This window comes from Streptomyces sp. NPDC002787 (assembly GCF_053592095.1).
Genome location: NZ_JBSFVC010000012.1, coordinates 175,219 through 193,497 on the forward strand (window position 1 = coordinate 175,219; position 18,279 = coordinate 193,497).

Annotated in this window: 14 protein-coding genes; 11 read left to right on the forward strand and 3 right to left on the reverse strand. The window is 70.1% G+C overall.

The genetic code is table 11. From position 1 onward, the window contains the following. Positions 1-82: 82 nt before the first annotated feature. The 3 genes from ACWD26_RS18620 to ACWD26_RS18630 all read left to right on the forward strand — a co-directional run bounded on the left by ACWD26_RS18620 (position 83) and on the right by ACWD26_RS18630 (position 4,769). Entirely contained in the window at positions 83-1,003 is a 921-nt protein-coding gene (locus tag ACWD26_RS18620; protein WP_451271282.1) for a class I SAM-dependent methyltransferase, read from the forward strand. Between the two features lie 304 nt (positions 1,004-1,307). Then, positions 1,308-2,444, forward strand: coding sequence for an NlpC/P60 family protein (locus ACWD26_RS18625; RefSeq protein ID WP_451271284.1), 1,137 nt, complete (start codon positions 1,308-1,310; stop codon positions 2,442-2,444). A gap of 906 nt (positions 2,445-3,350) precedes the next feature. After that, positions 3,351-4,769: a PP2C family protein-serine/threonine phosphatase gene (locus tag ACWD26_RS18630; protein ID WP_451271286.1), complete on the forward strand. Its 1,419-nt coding sequence runs from the start codon at positions 3,351-3,353 to the stop codon at positions 4,767-4,769. Between the two features lie 79 nt (positions 4,770-4,848). Here the strand turns inward: ACWD26_RS18630 and ACWD26_RS18635 are convergent, their stop codons facing one another. The 3 genes from ACWD26_RS18635 to ACWD26_RS18645 all read right to left on the reverse strand — a co-directional run bounded on the left by ACWD26_RS18635 (position 4,849) and on the right by ACWD26_RS18645 (position 6,707). After that, entirely contained in the window at positions 4,849-5,190 is a 342-nt protein-coding gene (locus ACWD26_RS18635; RefSeq protein ID WP_451271288.1) for a DUF2516 family protein, read from the reverse strand. 235 nt (positions 5,191-5,425) lie between these two features. Beyond that, on the reverse strand, positions 5,426-6,031 hold the full coding sequence (locus tag ACWD26_RS18640) for a hypothetical protein (protein ID WP_451271290.1): 606 nt from the start codon (positions 6,029-6,031) through the stop codon (positions 5,426-5,428). Positions 6,032-6,251: 220 nt separating this feature from the next. Beyond that, entirely contained in the window at positions 6,252-6,707 is a 456-nt protein-coding gene (locus tag ACWD26_RS18645; RefSeq protein WP_451271292.1) for a helix-turn-helix domain-containing protein, read from the reverse strand. Between the two features lie 225 nt (positions 6,708-6,932). Between ACWD26_RS18645 and ACWD26_RS18650 the strand changes: the two genes are divergently transcribed. The 8 genes from ACWD26_RS18650 (at position 6,933) to ACWD26_RS18685 (ending at position 18,264) form a co-directional block, all read left to right on the forward strand. Next, complete coding sequence (locus ACWD26_RS18650) at positions 6,933-7,736, forward strand: TnsA-like heteromeric transposase endonuclease subunit (RefSeq protein ID WP_451271294.1); 804 nt, start codon at positions 6,933-6,935, stop codon at positions 7,734-7,736. After that, positions 7,702-9,804, forward strand: a complete 2,103-nt coding sequence (locus tag ACWD26_RS18655) for a Mu transposase C-terminal domain-containing protein (RefSeq protein WP_451271296.1) — start codon at positions 7,702-7,704, stop codon at positions 9,802-9,804. Before ACWD26_RS18650 ends, ACWD26_RS18655 begins: the two co-directional genes overlap by 35 nt. A 130-nt stretch (positions 9,805-9,934) precedes the next feature. Then, positions 9,935-10,840: a TniB family NTP-binding protein gene (locus tag ACWD26_RS18660; RefSeq protein WP_451271298.1), complete on the forward strand. Its 906-nt coding sequence runs from the start codon at positions 9,935-9,937 to the stop codon at positions 10,838-10,840. Then, positions 10,837-11,793 carry a hypothetical protein gene (locus tag ACWD26_RS18665; RefSeq protein WP_451271300.1) on the forward strand — a complete coding sequence of 319 codons (957 nt, stop codon included), beginning with the start codon at positions 10,837-10,839 and terminating at the stop codon, positions 11,791-11,793. Before ACWD26_RS18660 ends, ACWD26_RS18665 begins: the two co-directional genes overlap by 4 nt. A 41-nt stretch (positions 11,794-11,834) precedes the next feature. Further along, positions 11,835-12,665, forward strand: coding sequence for a transglutaminase-like domain-containing protein (locus ACWD26_RS18670; RefSeq protein WP_451271302.1), 831 nt, complete (start codon positions 11,835-11,837; stop codon positions 12,663-12,665). 100 nt (positions 12,666-12,765) lie between these two features. Next, the gene (locus tag ACWD26_RS18675; protein WP_451271304.1) at positions 12,766-13,215 is read left to right on the forward strand and encodes an NUDIX domain-containing protein; all 450 of its coding nucleotides are present in this window, start codon (positions 12,766-12,768) and stop codon (positions 13,213-13,215) included. 216 nt (positions 13,216-13,431) lie between these two features. Beyond that, a complete protein-coding gene (locus ACWD26_RS18680) occupies positions 13,432-17,154 on the forward strand; it encodes an nSTAND1 domain-containing NTPase (RefSeq protein ID WP_451271306.1) in 3,723 nt (1,240 codons plus the stop codon). 399 nt (positions 17,155-17,553) lie between these two features. Then, complete coding sequence (locus ACWD26_RS18685; protein WP_451271308.1) at positions 17,554-18,264, forward strand: ribosome-inactivating family protein; 711 nt, start codon at positions 17,554-17,556, stop codon at positions 18,262-18,264. Positions 18,265-18,279: the final 15 nt, after the last annotated feature.

The window sequence follows — 18,279 nt, forward strand, 5'->3', positions numbered from 1 at the left end:
TGGGGGGAGGGTGAGCCCCAGAGACGAGGCCCACACAAACTGGCGGCACCCAGTGCCCCCCCTCCCGCATACCCTCGACCCCATGACCCCCCACCCCATCGGCACCGCGACGCGCGGCACCACCAACCCCAACCGCCTCCGCCGCATGGACCGCTGGATCGCCGCCACCCACGGCGCGGAACTCCGCCGCGCCACCACCCCGCTAGCCGTCGACCTCGGCTACGGCGCCGCCCCCTGGACCGCCGTCGAACTGCTGCGCCGCCTCCGCGCGACAGCGCCCCGCACCCAGGTCGTCGGCATCGAGATCGACCCGGCCAGGGTCACGGCGGCGAAACCGTACGAGTGCGAGGGCCTGACCTTTCGGCACGGCGGATTCGAGGTGCCGGTTCCGGGCCGCCCGACCCTCATCCGGGCGGCGAACGTCCTGCGCCAGTACGACGAGGAAGAGGTCACCGCCGTCTGGGAACGCCTGTGCGCCCGCCTCGAACCACCCACACCGCGCACGCCGCCCCCACCACGCACCCCGCTCACCCCGCCCTCCCGGCTCGCCCCGCCCTCCGCCGACGGCCACCGCCCCACCGCCGGCACGGACTCCCCCCGCCCCCGCTTCACCGGGGGCCACTCCACCGGCGGTTTGCTGGTCGAGGGCACCTGCGACGAGATCGGCCGTCGGCACGTGTGGGTCACCCTGGGCCCGGAGGGCCCCCGCACGATCACCTTCGCCGCCCGGCTCGGCTCCCTGGGCCGCCCCTCCGACCTCGCCGAACGCCTCCCGAAGGTCCTCATCCACCGCAACGTCCCCGGCGAACCGGTGCACACCTTCCTCCGCGACTTCGACCGCGCCTGGGCCGCCGCGGCCCCGTACGCCTCGTACGGGGCCCGCCAGCGCTGGATCCGCACGGTCCGCAGCCTGAGCACGGACTGGCCGGTGCGGGACGGGGTCGCACGGTGGCGGCAGGGTGAAGTGACCGTGGCGTGGGAGGCGTTGGCGCCGCGAAGGTGACCGCCCCACGCCATCCCGGCTTCCCCTCCGACCCTCTCCCCGCTACCGGAAGCCGCTTCCGTAACGCAGAGCGACATTCCCCTCACGCACGGGAACGATCGCCCTGGGCCGTTCGTCACACAGGCGGGGCCACTGTCATGCAGGTGAAGCAGAGGGGAGCAAGGAGAAGTGAGGAGAAGTCAGTTCTCGCCCACCTCTGTCGTATCGCGCGACGCCATGACACGATCACCCGGGCGCTGGAAAGTTACTGACGGTTAACCAGTTCTGATCTGTTCTGTTTCTGTTGGGGTTGGGGGCAAGGGGTATGGGAGCCGGCAAGCGGAATCTGACCATGGTGGCCGTGGCCGTGGTCTGCGCGATGACCGTGCTGGGCGCGCCGGTCACCGCGTACGCAAGCCAGACGAAACCGACCGAGCCGACCCCGAGCCCGACACCCTCCCCTTCGGGTACTCCAGGCACTCCGGGTACTCCAGGCACTCCGGGCACGGACTCGACTCCCGTGACGAACGAGGAGTTGGAGGGCGTACGCCTGAAGCTGGAGGGCCTCTACCACGACGCGGCGGTCGCCACGGACGCGTACAACGCGGCTGAGGAGAAGGCCGACAAGCAGTCCGCCGAGATCGTCGATCTGGCCCACGAGATCGTCGAGGGCCAGGCGAAGCTGGACAAGTTGCAGGACCTCATCGGCGCCGCGGCCCGCGCCCAGTACCGTGGCGCCGGCCTCCCGCCGGAGGTGCGGCTGTGGCTGAGCGAGAACCCCCAGGACTTCCTGGAGGGAGCGGACCGCCTGCGGCAGGGCCAGCTCGCGACCAAGGGGCTGCTCGCCGACATGAACCAGACCCAGCAGGACTTGCAGCAGTACTCCAAGGACGCCTCCGCGCGCTGGGAGAAGCTGGAGGCCAACCGCAAGGCCAAGGAGAAGGCCAAGAAGAAGATCAAGAAGCAGATCGCGGCGGCCGAGGAACTCGAAGCGCAGCTGGAGGACGACGAGCGGGAGCGGCTGGCGCAGTTGGAGGAGGACGCCGCGCAGGAGTCACAGGCCGCCTGGCTGGACTCGGGCATCCTCGACGAGATCAACGGCAAGGCGACCGCGCAGGGCAAGAAGGCCGTGAAGTTCGCGACGGAGCAGATAGGCAAGCCGTACGAGTGGGCTGCCGAGGGTCCCAAGACCTACGACTGCTCCGGCCTCACCAGCCAGGCCTGGGCCGCCGCCGGCCTGACGATCCCCCGCACCTCGCAGGAGCAGTGGAAGCAGCTCCAGCACATCGACATCCAGGACATGCGCCCCGGCGACCTCGTCATCTACAACTCCGACGCCAGCCACGTAGCCCTGTACATAGGCGACGGCTCCATCATCCACGCTCCCCGCCCGGGCCGCACGATCACGATCGCCGGAGCGGGCACGATGCAGATCCTCGGGGTCGTACGCCCGGACGCGTGACCGAAGGCTGACTCCAGCGGAGCGGGCCGTTGCTCAGCAGAGGTGCGCTTCTCGGCAGAGGTGCGGGCTTCTCGGCAGCGGGCAACTTCTCGGCAGAGCTGCGGGGCTGTGGGGCTTCTCAGCGGGGCTGCGGGCAGCGGGCAGCGGGCAGCGGGCAGCGGGCAGCGGGCAGCGGGCAGCGGGCAGCGGGCAGCGGGCAGCGGGCAGCGGGCAGCGGGCAGCGCAGTAAAGCGGCGGGACCTCAGCGAAGCCACAGGGCCCTCGGCGAGCCGCGGGCTCCAGCGAACCGGCGGGCGCCTCGGCGAACCCGCAGGCGCCTCACCAGATCTCGTCCAGGGGCGCAGCGCCCCTGGCGGGGTTCAGGGCGGAGCCCCGTGACGGCGCGGTTCGGGCGGGGCCGTAAGAGCGGCCGCGCTCGTGGCGGGGCAAGGAGGCGGCCACCCCCGCAGTGGGGCAAAGAGGTGCCCGCCCCCGCGGCGGGGCCGAAGAGGCAGCACCCCCTTCGGCGGGCAGAGAGGTGCCCGCCCTGCTGCGGGGTCGAAGGGGCGGCAGCCCCTGGGGATGAGAACGGCGGGTAGAAGCGACGGGGGCGAACCCCGGCAGGACGGCCACCGAAGGGCCACAACCCGCCACAAACCCACCCCCACCCCCCCCGTGACCCGCCCCACGTGACTCTCACCACCTTCCGCCCCGGACACAACCTCAGCCGCGTGACATTCGTCATCCCAGGAGAAGCCCCGCCATGTCCAACTGCGGTACAGGATGCGGCATATGACGCTGGCTGATTGCCACCCGACGCCCCGCCAACCATTCCGCTGCGGCGGCGCCTGACGCTAAGGTCCCCGTCGGTGGGTCGAGGTTTCTCGCCCCACCGTGCCCTCGGGGGGAGGGAAGGAACCCAAGACGATGCCCGTACCCGTACCGCGGCAGAGAGCCATCCCGGCCGTGGAGAGTGGTCAGGCGCACGCCGTGTCCGCACCCAGCGGCCCATCCGGAGAGGGGGCAGCCCTGAACGCCCCGGCCTTGGCCCCTGCAGACAACTCCACAAACCCGCCCGGCCCCCACGGCCCGACCGGCCCCGCCGGCCCGACCGCACAGCCCGGCAGCCCCACCAATCTCACGGTCCTCCTCATCCAGGACGACCCGGCGGGTTCCCTCAACGTGCCCGGGCTCCTCGACTCCGCGGGCAAACCGATCCGCGTCCGCACCGCCCGCAACCTCACCGAGGCCCAGCGGCTGCTGACCGACGACGTCAACTGCATCCTCCTGGACCTGGCCCTCCCGGCCCCGGCCCGCCCCACCGACGCGGACACCGAGGCGGCCGACCGCACCGACGACGAACTCGCCGTCCTCAAACACGTCCTGGAACTGGCCCCCCGCCACGCCGTACTCGCCCTCACCGACTCCGGCGACGCCGAACGCGGCGCGGAGGCGGTACGAGTCGGCGCCCAGGACTACCTCTTCCGGGACGAACTGGACGGCCGCCTCCTGAGCCGCGCGATCCGCTATGCCGTGGAGCGGAAGCGCTCGGACACCGCCGAGCGCCGCCTCACCGAGTCCAAGCTGCGCGCCCAGGAGAACGCCCGCCTGGAACGCGGCCTGCTCCCGACGCCACTCCTGGAGGGCTCGTCCCTGCAGTTCGCGGCCCGCTACCGCCCGGGCCGTTCCCGCGCCCTGCTCGGCGGCGACTTCTACGACACGGTCCGCACCCCCGACGGCACCGTCCACGTCATGATCGGCGACGTCTGCGGGCACGGCCCCGACGAGGCGGCGCTCGGCGTGGAGCTGCGCATCGCCTGGCGGGCACTGACGTTCGCGGGCCTGTGCGGCGACGAGTTGCTCTCCACGCTGCAGCGCGTCCTGGAGCACGAACGCGAGAGCGACGAGATCTTCGCGACGCTCTGCACGGTCGACATCGCCCCCGACGGCCGCCGCGCGGGCCTCTGCCTCGCCGGCCACCCGGCCCCGCTGATAGTCCGCCACGGCCAGGGCATCCGGCCCACCCCGCCGGCCGAGCTGCTGCCGTACGACAACGGCGGCCCTGCCCTCGGGCTGCTCCCGAACGCCCGCTGGCCCCGCACCCAGATCGAGCTGGGCGCCGCCTGGAGCCTGATGCTCTACACCGACGGCCTGATAGAGGGCCGGATCGGCGACGGCAAGGAGCGGCTGGGCCAGGACGGCATGGTGGAGATGGTCCGCCGCCAGCTCGCCGAGGGCCTACGCGGCGAGGAACTCCTGCGCGCCGCGGTGAACGAGGTCCGCGACCTCAACGGCGGCGAACTGACCGACGACGTGGCGGTCCTCCTGCTGGACCGCGAGGGCTGACCGGAGGTCAACAGCCCCCGGCGACCCCTGCCCCGCCCTGCCCCGGCTCCGCTGTCGCACTTGCCCGGCTCACTCGGGGTCAACGACCGCCGTTGTACGGCCCGTACGGACCGTCGCTACTGGAGCCGCGGCGACCGCCGCCCCCGCCTCCGGAGACCTGCTTGACCGCGGGCCGCACATCCACGATGTACACGATGCTCGCGATGACGCCGATGATCGGCAGGAACGACAGGATCGAGAACAGATAGCTCACGACGAGGGCGATCCCGAGGATGATCAGCCAGAACACCTTGGTCTGCTTGTCCGCCGCACGGAACGCGTCCTCACGCCGGAACGCGGCGTCGAAGAGCCCGAACGCGGCGAGAGCCATCAGGACGATCTTCAGAAGTCCCAGGAACCCCGCGAAGCCCGTCATCAGCATGCCGCCCACACCACCCGTTCCGTTCGCTCTTCCGAAGGCCGACCGTTTCTCCTACGCGGCCACCGTACCCGTAGAACGGGCCGGTCACCCCAAAGGTGCCCGGCCCGTCTCCGTACCGTGAGTTACCAGAGGTACTACACGCCCATCTCTCGTACCGCTCGCACCTCTCGTACCGCTCTGTCTGTCGCCGACTCCGTCATCGGCTATGTCGCCCACCCGGCAGTCCGCCTGCCGCTTACTTGGCGGGCGGGGTGGTCTTCTTCGCGGTCGTCGTCTTCCGGGCCGGAGCCTTCTTCGCCGGGGCCTTCTTGGCGACGGAGGCGGGCGTGGCCTGGGCCTCGGCCGGCTTGGCGGCCGCCGGCTCGGGCTTGACCTCGACCGGCTGGGAGTTCGGCTCGACGGCGATCGCGAGCTCCTCGATCTCCTCCGCGGCCTCGCCACGCCAGGTCTTCACGGCCTGCTCACCGTGCTCGGCGACCTTCTCGTACGTCTCCCGGGCCTTCACGGCGTACTCGGCGGCGACGCCGACGCTGCGCAGCGCGAGGTCCTGGGCGGTCTCACCGAGCTTCTTCAGGTCGGTGTCGAGGGTGCCGATGAGCTCCGTGACCTTGGTCTGGAGGTTCTCCTGGGTCTCCTTGACCCGGGCGGTCGCCTTCTCCTGGACGGCCTTGGGGTCGGTCTGGCGTACGGCGTCGATCCGGGCCGGGGCCTCGGCGCGCAGCTGCTCGACGATGCCGGGGACCTTCTTCGCCTGCTGGAGGGCGAGGTCGGCGGTGCCGGCGGCGAAGTAGAACGGCGTCGGGTCGGTGACGGCCTTGCGGATGTCGTCGGTGATGGCCATGGTGTTGGTCCTCCGTTTTGCTTTCAGCTGAGGGTTTGGGGTCGTTCCGGTCCGCGTGTCTTGTGTCATTCCGGTCCACGTCCGACGGGCTCCGCCGTTCGCCGAGCCGACCGCACGGTCGAAACCGCCGAAGTCGCCGACGCCGTCGAAGTCATCGAAGTCATCGAAGTCATCGAGATTGTCGAGGTCGTCTCAGTCATCAAGTCACCGTCGATCAGCGTCAACCAGCGGTCTGACGCGGACCGGCATCGCCGTCGTCGTCCGTACGAGAACCGGGGGCCGAGGGTTCCTCGGCGTCCGTCACCACGCCGGCACCGAGGTCGATCTCGAACCCGTTCTCCTTGCGGAAGGACTCGTAGATCTGGAGCAGCACCTGCTTCTGCCGCTCACTCAGCGTGGGATCGGCGAGTATGACGGCGCGCGTCTCGACCTCGTCCCGGTCCCGCTCGGCGTCGAGGATGCCGGCCCGCACGTACAGCGTCTCGGCGGAGATCCGCAGCGCCTTGGCGACCTGCTGCAGCACCTCCGCGCTCGGCTTGCGCAGCCCGCGCTCGATCTGACTCAGATACGGATTGGACACCCCGGCGGCATCGGCGAGCTGCCTGAGCGACAGCTGCGCGTTTCGCCGCTGTTCACGCAGGTACTCACCGAGATTGCCGACGTTGAGCGATGCCATGCCTCCACCATGCACGACCCGCGCTAACTTTTGCAAGCACCTGCTTGCAAAAGTGCGCCACGCCACTCCATACAGCGGCTCTCGGTGACCCGTCTCGCTGAAAGTGAGCCAGTCCCGGTCTATCTGAGTCATCTGGTCTTGCGTCCCGGTCGACCTGGGCCATCTACCGATCCGTCTCGCTCTTTCTGAGCCACGGCGGTACCCGGCTCCCTATGGTCGTTGTACGTGGTCAGCGCCGGGCGGGGGTGGCTGGTGGAGCCTGAGGACTACTCGCTGGAGTACGTCGACGCTCGCGGTGAGCTTCACGAGGGGCCGCTTGGGGTGATGTGGTCGACGCGTTTCGAGGCTGCCGGGCAGGTGCGGACGTTCCCGTCGTACCGGGGGCAGCGCAACTTTCCCGGCTGGTACTGGGCCGCCACCAGCGGCGAGTTGGTGGGCTTCGAGTCGTGGGTGGAGCTCGGCCATCTGATGCGGCTGGACTCCGAGCCGGACGTGGTGGCCGTCGCGTCACAGCCGTTCCGGCTCTCATGGCGACCGGATGACCAGGCCCGGCGGATCAGTCATACGCCGGACTACTTCGTGCGCCGTCGGGACGGCACCGCCGTGGTGCTGGATGTGCGTCCCGATGACCGGATCGAGCCCGAGGATGCCGTGAAGTTCGCGGCCACGGCGGCGGCTTGCGCCGTGTTGGGCTGGGATTTCGAGCGGGTTGGTGTGCTCGATCCGGTGTTGGCGGCGAATCTGCGCTGGTTGTCGGGCTACCGGCATCCGCGGGTACGGCGCGAGCCGGTGGCGGCGAGGTTGCGGGCGGTGTTCACCCGTCCCCGGGGGCTGCTGGCCGGTGCTCGTGCGGTGGGCGATCCGATTGCCGTGCTGCCGGTGCTCTTCCACCTGCTGTGGTGTCGGGAGCTGGCGGTGGATTTGGAGGCGGGCCTGTTGTCGGCGGCGACGACGGTTCGCCCGGCCTCCGTAGTCGCGGGGGAGGCGAGTGGAGATGCCGGCGCGTCCGAAGCTGCTGTCGCTGGGTGACCGGGTTCGCTATGACGGGCGGGAGCACACGGTTGCCGCCCTGCACGGCACTTCGGTGCGGCTGGTTGATGATGCCCAGGCCGCCAGTGTCGTGCTGCTGGGGCATCTCCTGGCGTCCGAGGGGTTCGCCGTGCTCGGCACCGCGTTGAGCCGCCCGCCGTTGTCGGAGGCCGGGGTGCTGGAGGGCCTGCCGGAGGAGGCGGTGGTGCGGGCCGAATGGTGGCGCAGGCACCTGACCGAGCTGCTCACCGGCCACCCGGACGGCGATGCTGCCGCCACGAGGCGGGCCGAGTACGACCCGGTGGTGCACTCGCTGCGGCAGCGGGAGCTGGCCAAGGTGGCCGAGCTGCGGGCCGCTGGTGAGGAGGTGGGGCTGAGCACGCTGCGCCGGATGCGGTCGCGTTTCGAGCGCGAGGGGGTGGCGGGCTTGGTGGACGGCAGGATGCGCAGGCCGGCCACGGGCACGGGCCGGGCCGATCCCCGGGTGGTCGGCGCGATCGCGAGGGTCGCGGGCAGTCGGACCGACGAGCCGACCGTCTCCGCGCAGGTGTTGCGGCGCCAGGTCGAACGGCTCCTGGTCGCCGAGCACGGAGCCGGAACCGTCCGGATGCCGTCCAGAGCGGCGTTCTACCGTCTGCTGGAGGCGGTCACCGCCGGGCAGCACCTGTTCGGGTCGGCCCGCACCCGTCGCTCGCTGGGCAAGCAGCCTAAGCGGATGTTCGGACAGCTGACGGCGGCCAGGCCGGGCGAGGTGATGGAGATCGATTCCTCGCCGCTGGACGTCATGGTCATCCACGACGACGGGACGGTGGACCGCTGCGAGGTGACCGGACTGGTGGACCTGGCGACCAGGACGCTGTCCGCAATGGTGCTGCGGCCGTCGACGAAGGCGGTGGATGCCGCGCTGCTGCTGGCCCGCGCCATGACCCCGGAGCCGGTACGTCCGGGCTGGTCCGACGCTCTGCGCATGTCGCGATCGGTACTGCCCTACGCCTCCTTGCTGCCGCTGGACGAGCGGCTGGACAAGGCCGCCGCGGTCCCGGTGATCGTTCCGGAGACGGTGGTCTGCGACCACGGTAAGGCGTTCATCTCGGACAACTTCCGCAACGCCTGCCGCCACTTGGGGATCTCGTTCCAGCCCGCGCACCCGGACACACCGACCGACAGGCCGCACATCGAGCGGACTCTGGGTTCGGTGTCGACGATGTTCGCCCAGTACGTGGCCGGCTACACGGGACGCAACGTCGAGACGCGGGGCAAGGCCCCGGCCGCTCAGGCCGTCTGGTCCATCCACGAACTCCAGGAACTCCTTCAGGAGTGGATCGTCATCTGGCAGTCCAGGCCACACGACGGGCTGCGCGACCCCTTGATGCCGGACCGGCCGCTAAGCCCGAACGAGAAGTACTCCGCGCTGGTGTCGGCGGCCGGATACGTCCCGGTCTCGCTCAGCCCGGAGGAGTACATCCAGCTCATGCCCCGTGAATGGCGGGTCATCGGCCGCAGCGGAGTGCGGATCAACAACCGCACCTACGACGCACCGGCGCTCACCCCGTTCCGCCGGCAGTCCTCGGGCGCGGGCCCGGACGGCAAACGCTGGGCAGTCCACTACGACCCCTACGACATCTCCTGCGTCTGGATTCGCAACCACCACGACACGGGCTGGATCACCGCGACCTGGCGCCACCTGCGCACCACTCCCGTCCCGATGGGCGAGCTGGTCTTCGACCGGGCCCACCAGATCCTGCGAGAACGAGGACAGCACAAGCCGGACGAGGAAGCCGTCGCCGAAGTCGCGGAGGCTCTGCTGGATCGGGCCGGTGACGGGCCCGACCTCGGTTCTGGCCGCAGGCCGGCGGGGAAGGGCCGGCCGGCACGGCGGCGCGACCGCAAGGTCGCCGCGCGCACACGGGCCACCAGCGAGCCCGCCTGGCCCCGGCCGGCACCCGAACCGGAGCCGGAGCCGGAGCCGGAGAGCGTGTCCGTTGATGAGGAGGACGGCGCCGAGCTTGCCGACGTCGTCCCGCTGGAGATTTTCGACGCGCGCAAGGAGGCCGAGAAATGGTGGTGACCCCCGCAGGTCCGGCGGGAGAGAGCGACGGACTGCCGGACGACTGGACCGATCCCTCCACACGGCTGGAGGGCTGGCGGCGCTTCGTCGAGACCGACCCGGCTGCCTTCGAGCTGCTGCCCGATCAGCAGTGGCAGGCACTCTCTCCGGCCTCCCGGGCCCTTACGACGAGGCCCGGATCGCCTACCACTCCGAGCTGCAGGTCGTGCGCACGCCCACGGTCAAGGAGATCGCGCATCAGGGACGGCTGCTGACCCTGCTCAACCAGCGGGAACACGGCGCCCGTCGCGGGATGATCGTCTCCGGCCAGTGGACGACCGGGAAGACCACGGCGCTGAAACAGCTCGGCCGCACCCACGAACTGCGTGTCCAGCAGCGGTATCCGGGCAGCGACCGCATTCCCGTTGTCTACATCACCGCCCCGCCCAAGGGCTCCCCTCGCAAACTCGCCCTGGAGTTCGCCCGGTTCCTAAGCCTGCCCGTGATCAACCCGCGGCACAACACCATCGATGTCACCAGCGCCGTCTGCCAGGTGATGATCGAGGCCCGCACCGAGCTGGTCCTGGTCGACGAGATCCACCTGCTCAACCACGCGACCACCGCAGGCGAGGACCTCTCCGATCACCTGAAGTACTTCACCGAGCACCTGCCGGCGACCTTCGTCTATGCGGGCATCAACGTTGAGAAGTCCGGGCTGTTCACCGGGATCCGCGGCAAGCAGCTCGGGGGCCGCTGCATCCTGGTCCGCACCGGTGCCTTCCCCCGCAACACCGAGTGGCAGGCCCTGATCGCCTCGCTGGAGAGCACGCTTCGCCTGCACCGTCACCAGCCCGACACCCTGGCCGGTCTCTCGAAATACCTGCACCAGCGAACCGGCGGCATGATCGGGAGCCTCTCCCACCTGATCCGCGCCGCGGCGATCTCCGCCATCCTCGACGGCAGCGAGCGCATCACCAAAGCCTCCCTGCGACACATCCGGATCGACCACAACAGCGAGTCGGACTCCCCGCCTGACTCAGGCAGGGAAGCAGGGTGAACAGGCCGTTCAAGGCCGTCGTCTTCCGTCCGCTGCCGCGTCCGCTCAAGCCCTTCCCGCAGGAGACCGAAGCCTCGTTCCTGGACCGCCTCGCCACGGCCAACGCGATGCCCGTCCAACGCCTTCAGCGGCCCTCCCACTGGCTGGAATCCCGTCTGGATCCGGTCGGCCGGCTCAGTGTCCTCAGCGGACAGCCTCAGACCTCGATCCGGTACGCGATCCCCCGCTGGGAGCGACAGGCGTGGAACATTCCGCAAGGTCCCTTCGCAGCAACTCCCCGATGGGCGTGCCGACGCTGTGTCGCCCGCAGGACCGGCACCCCCGGCCAAGGCGTCATGGTCTGGCTGTCGAAACACCACGACCAGGTCTGCATCCCCCATCGCCTCTGGATCGGCCGGGCCGTCGAAGCCCCCGCCAACCAGCTCGACCTCACCGGCCTACCGGAGATCGTCGCCGCCCAGAAACGTCACTACCGGCTCCTTCGCCGCTACGGCCCCGACGTGATCAACGTCTGCTACGAACAGACCTCCCGCTTCTGGACCACCCTCCTCCAGCACGGCTACCGGATCAGCGACCTCACACAGCGGCTCGCCCGGCTCCAGCCCCGCCCTGCCCGCACCGTCCGACCCTGGGACCCCAAGCGCTACGCGGCGATCTATCCCGAGATCGTCAAAGCCATGGTGTTCTACGCAGCTCCGCACTGGCGCAGCCTGGCACTCTCCGGCGCTGAAGAGGACTTCCGGGCCTTCCACGCCGAATTCATCCGGCGACTCCCCAACGAAAGCTCCCTCCGCACCACCGCCAAGCCGTGGTTCATCCACCGACTCCGCATGATCGCGCACACCATCCAGGACGCTGCGCAACACCCTGTCGGAGACAGCCCAAGTGTGACTGAGACCTCTCAACTGGCCACCCCGAGCGTCGAAGTTGACCACAGCGCCGGGGCGGACTGAGCAGACCCGAATGCCGCAGCAAGCCCTTACCATGCTCGGTCATGACCGATGACGTGCTCAACTACTCGCTGCCCGGGCCCTTCACAACTCTGGACGCGAGTCAGCTCCCGCTCATCAAGGGACTACCAGACGATCCCGTCGGCATCTGCGCCGCAGTGCAGGCCCTGGTCATCCAGCCCACTGACGCCGCGGCGTCAGGGATTCCTGAGGACCGGATCGCTGAGAAGAACATCCGGCCAGTCAACCAACTGATTGCCGCACTGACTGCCCTGGATCCGGCTCCACTACACCAGCCTCGAACGCCCGAAACGCGGGTGATCGGCACCTGTCGTCACTTCGCCACGATCGCCTGCGCGATCTTGCGGACGAAAGGTGTCGCCTCCCGCGCTCGGTGCGGTTTCGGCACCTACTTCCAGGAAGGACGCGGCTTCGACCACTGGATCACCGAGTACTGGGATGATGACCAGCGCCGATGGGTGCGCGTCGATACCGAACATCTCGGCAAGGACTTCGTCGCCCGACCAGACGATCTCGCTCCCGGCGAGTTCCTCACCGGCAGCGAGGCATGGGCTCAATACCGAGGCGACATGATCGATCCGCACATGTTCGGCACTGCTGGCACCGATCATGCCTGGGGACCGCATGAGATCAGCGGCAACGTCGTCCGCGACCTCGCCGCGCTCTGCAAGCAGGAGACTTTGAACTGGGACGAGTGGGGTCGCATGACCGCGGCCTACGAGGGCAAGACCGGACCCGATTACGACCAGCTGATCGACGTGGTCGCCGATGCCTGTTCCAAGGACGAACCGCGGACCTTGACCCGTCTGTTCGCCCACCCGGACCTGGCCGTCCCCCAGCACATCATGAGTTGAGGCCGGTCTACGACTCCAAACCCGCTGGCTCAGGTTGAGCGAGACGACCTCGGGATCCGTGTCTCACTCAATCTGAACCACCGCCGGTCAGAAAGCCACGATGTCTCAGATCCATCGAGACAGGTCAGGTTGGCTGCACCGGGTCGCCGTGACGGTGTGTCGTGATGAGCGTGGCCGGATCCTCGTTCACCGGCGGTCGGAGCAGCTGTCGCGCTTCCCAGGGCTCTACGAGGTCGTGGTCGGTGGCGCCGTGGATTTCTGCGAATCCTATGAACAGGCCGCCGGGCGGGAGCTGGCCGAAGAGCTGGGCGTCCGTGTGCTGCCACGCCTGCTGTTCACGTTCATCAACCGCAGCGGTTTGAGCCCTCACTGGCTCGGCGTGCACGAAGCCGTGATGCCGGACGCCGTGGCCGCCGATCCAGATGAGGTCGCCTGGCATGGCTGGCCGACCGAGCCGGAGCTGCGGTCGGCCCTGCTGGAGTGGCGCTTCACCCCCGACAGCCACGAAGCCTTCAGCCGGTATCTCGCGTTTCTGAGCGCGCGGTGCTGACCTTGCCCGCACCGCAGGCTGGGACGCCTGCTTGAAGCCAACGCGATGCGCACGCCGCTCGCCTGGTGACCCGTCTCGCTGAAGATGGGCCAGTCTCGGTCCGTCTGGGCCATCTGGGCTTGCGTCTCGGTCAACCCAGTGTTCTCACCCGACGGGGACGAAAAGTACCTTGTGCTGCCGATCAGCTTTTCTTCCTGTAGGTGAAAGAGGCTTGCGATGGGGCGTCCCGAACGGCCGGTCGACGCGGCGGCCGGTCCCGTGCAGCGACTCGCCCATGATCTTCGGGAGCTGCGCCGTTCGGCGGGTGGCGTGTCGTACCGGACCATGGCGAAGCAGGCCGGCTTCTCGGTGACGACCCTGGCGAAAGCCGCGAGCGGCGAGCGGCTTCCGTCGTTGGCCGTGCTGCAGGCGTACGTCCGGGCATGCGGCGCCGACCCCGTTCCGTGGGAGGCGCGGTGGGCGGAGGCCGAGGCGCTGGCCGGGGAGGAGAGGCAGGAGGATGCCGACGCCACGCCGCCCTACCGTGGCCTCGCGCGCTTCGAGCCGGACGACCGTGAGCTGTTCTTCGGCCGGGACCGACTGATCGACGAGCTGAGCGAGCTGACGTGCGGGTCCCCGTTCGCCGTGGTGTTCGGGGCGTCCGGCAGCGGCAAGTCCTCGCTGCTGCGGGCCGGTCTGATTCCCCTGCTGCGGGAGAGGGCCGCGCGGCAGAGGCGTACGGCGGTGCTTCGGATCCTCACACCGGGGGCCCGGCCCGCCACCACCTACGGACATCTGCTGGCGCCGGAGGCCGACGATCCGGAGAGCTGGGTGGTGGTGGATCAGTTCGAGGAAATCTTCACCCTCTGCCGTGAGCGCGCCGAGCGGGACCGCTTCCTCGACCTTCTGCTCGCCGCGCGCGACCCGGGAAGCCGGCTGCGCGTGCTCATCGCCGTACGGTCCGACTTCTACGCACGGTGTGCCGAGCACCCGCGGCTGGCGGAGGCGCTGCACGGGAGCGGGCTCCTGGTCAGGTCCATGACCGCCGACGAGCTGCGCGAGGCGGTGATCGGTCCCGCGCAGGCGGCCGGGCTCATCGTGGAGCGGGCACTGACCGCACGGATCGTCGAGGACGTGCTCGACGAGCCCGGCGGACTGCCGATGCTGTCCCACGCCCTGCTGGAGACCTGGCGGCGGCGCAAGGGACGGATGCTGACCCTGGCCGCGTACGAAGCGGCCGGCGGGGTGCGCGGCGCGATCGCGGCCAGCGCCGAGGAGGCGTACGGGGAGCTCTCACCGGCGCAGGCACACGCCGCCCGGCACCTGCTCCTGCGGATGGTCGAGCCCGGCCAGGGCAACGCCGACACGCGCCGCCCGCTCAGCTGTGAGGAAATGGCCCGGTGGGAGGACCCCGACGTGCGAGCGGTCGCCGGGCGGCTGACCCGGGCCCGGCTGCTGACCACCGACGACGACGGAGTGCACCTCGCCCACGAGGCGCTCATCACCTGCTGGCCGCGGCTGCGCGAGTGGATCGACGCGGACCGGGAGCGGCTGCGCCACCACCGGCAGCTGACCGACGCCGCCCGCACCTGGCTGGAGCACGACCGCGACCCGGGCACGCTCTACCGGGGCACCCGCCTGGCGCGGGCCGAGGAGCTGTTCGCGGGCGACGACGGCGGCTACGACGGTCTGACGTCCGAGGAGACGGCCTTCCTGGTCGCCGCGGCGGAGCAGCGGGCGACGGAGGAGCGGGCCGCCACCCGGGCCCGGCGGCGGAGCCGCACGCTCACGGCCTTGCTCTGCGCCGTGCTGGCGGTGGCCCTGCTCGTCGGCCTGACCGCCCTGCGACTGCACCAGGAGAGCGAGAAGAAGACCACCGACACGGCGGCCCGCCGGGTGGCCGCGGTCGCCGACGCGCTGCGCACCACCGACCCGCGCACCGCGATGCTGCTCGGCGTCGCCGCATGGCGCATCTCTGAGCTGCCGGAGTCCCGCCGAGCCCTGCTGGGCGGGCTGGCCCAGCCCGAACTGGACACCTTCACCGACCCGGCGCCCGGAGACGGACCGGCGCGGTTCCTCGACGCCTCCGGGCGCACTCTGCTCAGCGCCGGCGACAACACCTGGCGGACGTGGGATGTGGACACCCACCGCCGTATCGCCTCGGGGCAGTACCCTCACGGGTCGCTACTCGCCGCGGGTCCGGGCGGCCGGCTGCTCGTCATCCAGACCACTGACGAGACCCAGCGGCTGTGGGACACCCGAAGGAGGCGCTGGATCGGGGGCCCCCTGCCGAACGGGTACCTCGTGAGCTTCGGGGCGAGTGGCCGCAATTACCTGGTGACGAACATGTTCGACGACTGGGCTGGGCTCTACTCCGCCACCGACGGCCATCTGGTCTTCCGGACCCCGTCGGCCGGCAGCGGGGAGCACGCCGCCGCGGCGGCCGACGACCGGCTGCTGGCCGTCTGCCCGCGTGGCCGGGCCCCGCAGGTCTGGGACACCTCCGCGCGCAGCGTCCGGTCCGGCGCCTGGACCAGGGCTCGCGGCGTCTGTGACGATGACCGCACCCTCCTCGGCCTCACCGGCAGCAGGCTCCTCACTCTCACCGGGGACCGGGTGCGGGTATGGGACACCACGTCGGGACGAGAGCTCGCCGACGTCGCCCACCCGGGTGCCGATGCCGCCGTCGTGAGCGCGGACGGCTCGTTCCTGGCGACCGGCGGCGGCCAGGAGATCAGAGTGTGGCGTCTGGCCAACGGCGACGCCCCCGTTTTCCGGCACTCCTTGGACAACGCGTCGCTCTCCGGTCTCGCCTGGGACTCCTCGCGGCCCCTGCTGCGGTACCTCGAAGGGGGCACGGTCCACACCCTCGACCTCACCACGACGCTCACCCGCGCCTGGCGCAAGAGTCCGCTCGCCGGGCTCCGGCTCAGCCCTGACGGCAGGACGCTCGCCACCGCCGAACGTATCGGTGAACGCTACGTCGTCCAGCTGCGGAACACGCGCGACGGCCGTCTGCTGCGAACTCTGCCGGCCCCGTCCCTTCCCGTCGGCGGTACCGGCATACCGACGGTCCCCGCGGACATCACCGAGCCTTTGCTGTCCTTCAGCCCCGACGGAGGCATGTTCGCGTACGGAGTCTCCGCCCCCTGGGACACGGCATCCCAGCGCGTGACGGTGTGGGACGTGGCCGCCGGACACGCGAAGACCACGGTGGACCTGGCGCCGGCGTCCGCGGCATCCACGGACGCGATCGCCCTGGGACCGGGCGGTCGTACGCTCCTCACCGCACGTCTGACCGAGGACGGCTACGTCAACGAGACATGGGACACCACGCGGCAGCGGAGGACGGCGCTCCTCCCCGGCCCGGGCGGCCGTAATCTGGCCGTCAGCCCGGACGGCGGGCTCCTCGTGACCGACAACCGCGTCGTCCGAGCGGGCCGGTCCCACACTCATGACCTCGTCCTGCACGACGGCATAGGTGCCATCGCCTTCGCTCCCGACGGCTCCGGCCTCGCGGCGGGCGACTGGACAGGGCGGGTGGCCGTCTGGGACGGCGACCTCCGGCACCGAGCGGGCATCCTGAGGAACGTCTTTCCGGTGCCCGTCGATCCGTCCTCCGACCCAGCCGAGGCGATCACGGCTCTCGCGTTCAGTCCGGACGGAAGCACGCTCGCCGTCGGCGGCGACTCGGGCACCGTCCAACTCTGGGACATCGCGACCCAGCAACCTCTCGGTCCTTCGCTGCCCACCCCCGGTGGAAGCGTCGACACGCTCGCCTTCAGCCCGGACAGCACCATGCTGTACGCGGGCGGCGTGCACGTCCCGCTGCAGCGGTACGTCGTTGATCCAGACCGAGCGGTATCCCTCGTCTGCGCCCGTGCCGGGAACACGGAGCTGACACGGGCGCAGTGGCGCACCTACGTTCCGGACCGGCCGTACAGGCGGGTCTGCCCCTGACCGTCTCCAGCACGGCCGTTCGGCGGCGGCCGGTCTTCCGGATCTTCATGGACAGCTCTCCCGTCGGATTTCCCGACCCGTTGACCGGGCGGGCCGCTGCCCCGGCCGAGGGGGCGCGCGACTGGCAACGTTCTCCGGTGCCGGACACCTACGACCCCGGATGGACCGTCGTCGTGCGTCCATGACGGCCGGCCGTGCGCCTCGGGGCTGGTAGGGCGATGCGGCCCCCGAGGTCCACTGCGGCGCCGACGGCTCCCGAGGTGCCGGTCACCGGTCCCGGTCCGTAGGGAACTCACTTCTCCGGGTTTGTATGCGGCGGCGAAAGGGGCCTGCCAAACAACCTCCCGGCTGTGAGCGTCGGTCGTGACATCGCTACACGTCGAACGACCGGAGCACACCATGCCCACCAGCGTCCTCATCGCGGTCGCCTTGTCCGTCCTTCTCGGAGTACTGGTGATCATGCTGGGGTCCGGGGACACCGACACATCCGCCTCGACGGCGGCGGACCCTATGACGGTCGACACCGAGACCGTCGCCAGCGAGAAAGACGTCGACTTCCCGCAGGTCCGCTGGAACATCAACCGCGGCTCGGGCGCCTATCTGACCATGCTCGACCAGCTGCGGAACCTCGCCGAGACCGCGGCCGACGGCCACGTCAGACGTTTCGCCGACCTTGTGATCAGCAGCGGCGACCACACCCCCACGGTGCATGCGATCGTACGGCTCAGCGACTTCTCCGTGGTGCGGTTCTTCTCCAGGGACACCCCGCACAACTTCGTCCTGAACCTCGCCTCCGACGTCCCTCACAAGGCGGACGCCACCGACGACAACTGGTTCATCGGCAAGAAGGGCCACGACGCCCTCGCCCGCGTCGCGAACCAGTCGCTGACCACCGTCAACCTGAGCGAGTCCAGCCTGGAGAACAGCCTCAGGGACCTCGGCATCCGCGGCACCGACCGCACCGCCCAGGCGCGCGGCATGCTGCGCTACATCATCGCCATCACCGAGGCCTCCCGGTTCCGCCCCATCGCCCACCTCATCGCGAACGGCATGGACGACGGGTCCGACGTCTTCGTCACCGCACAGCAGGCCGACCTCATGCGTAACTAGACCGGCATCAGGCCA

What these genes read in the sequence shown, in the direction of transcription:
- ACWD26_RS18620 (WP_451271282.1), top strand. Translation starts at nt 83, where the DNA reads ATGACCCCCCACCCCATCGGCACCGCGACGCGCGGCACCACCAACCCC.
- ACWD26_RS18625 (WP_451271284.1), top strand. Translation starts at nt 1,308, where the DNA reads ATGGGAGCCGGCAAGCGGAATCTGACCATGGTGGCCGTGGCCGTGGTC.
- ACWD26_RS18630 (WP_451271286.1), top strand. Translation starts at nt 3,351, where the DNA reads ATGCCCGTACCCGTACCGCGGCAGAGAGCCATCCCGGCCGTGGAGAGT.
- ACWD26_RS18635 (WP_451271288.1), bottom strand. Translation starts at nt 5,190, where the DNA reads ATGCTGATGACGGGCTTCGCGGGGTTCCTGGGACTTCTGAAGATCGTC.
- ACWD26_RS18640 (WP_451271290.1), bottom strand. Translation starts at nt 6,031, where the DNA reads ATGGCCATCACCGACGACATCCGCAAGGCCGTCACCGACCCGACGCCG.
- ACWD26_RS18645 (WP_451271292.1), bottom strand. Translation starts at nt 6,707, where the DNA reads ATGGCATCGCTCAACGTCGGCAATCTCGGTGAGTACCTGCGTGAACAG.
- ACWD26_RS18655 (WP_451271296.1), top strand. Translation starts at nt 7,702, where the DNA reads ATGCCGGCGCGTCCGAAGCTGCTGTCGCTGGGTGACCGGGTTCGCTAT.
- ACWD26_RS18670 (WP_451271302.1), top strand. Translation starts at nt 11,835, where the DNA reads ATGACCGATGACGTGCTCAACTACTCGCTGCCCGGGCCCTTCACAACT.
- ACWD26_RS18675 (WP_451271304.1), top strand. Translation starts at nt 12,766, where the DNA reads ATGTCTCAGATCCATCGAGACAGGTCAGGTTGGCTGCACCGGGTCGCC.
- ACWD26_RS18680 (WP_451271306.1), top strand. Translation starts at nt 13,432, where the DNA reads ATGGGGCGTCCCGAACGGCCGGTCGACGCGGCGGCCGGTCCCGTGCAG.
- ACWD26_RS18685 (WP_451271308.1), top strand. Translation starts at nt 17,554, where the DNA reads ATGCCCACCAGCGTCCTCATCGCGGTCGCCTTGTCCGTCCTTCTCGGA.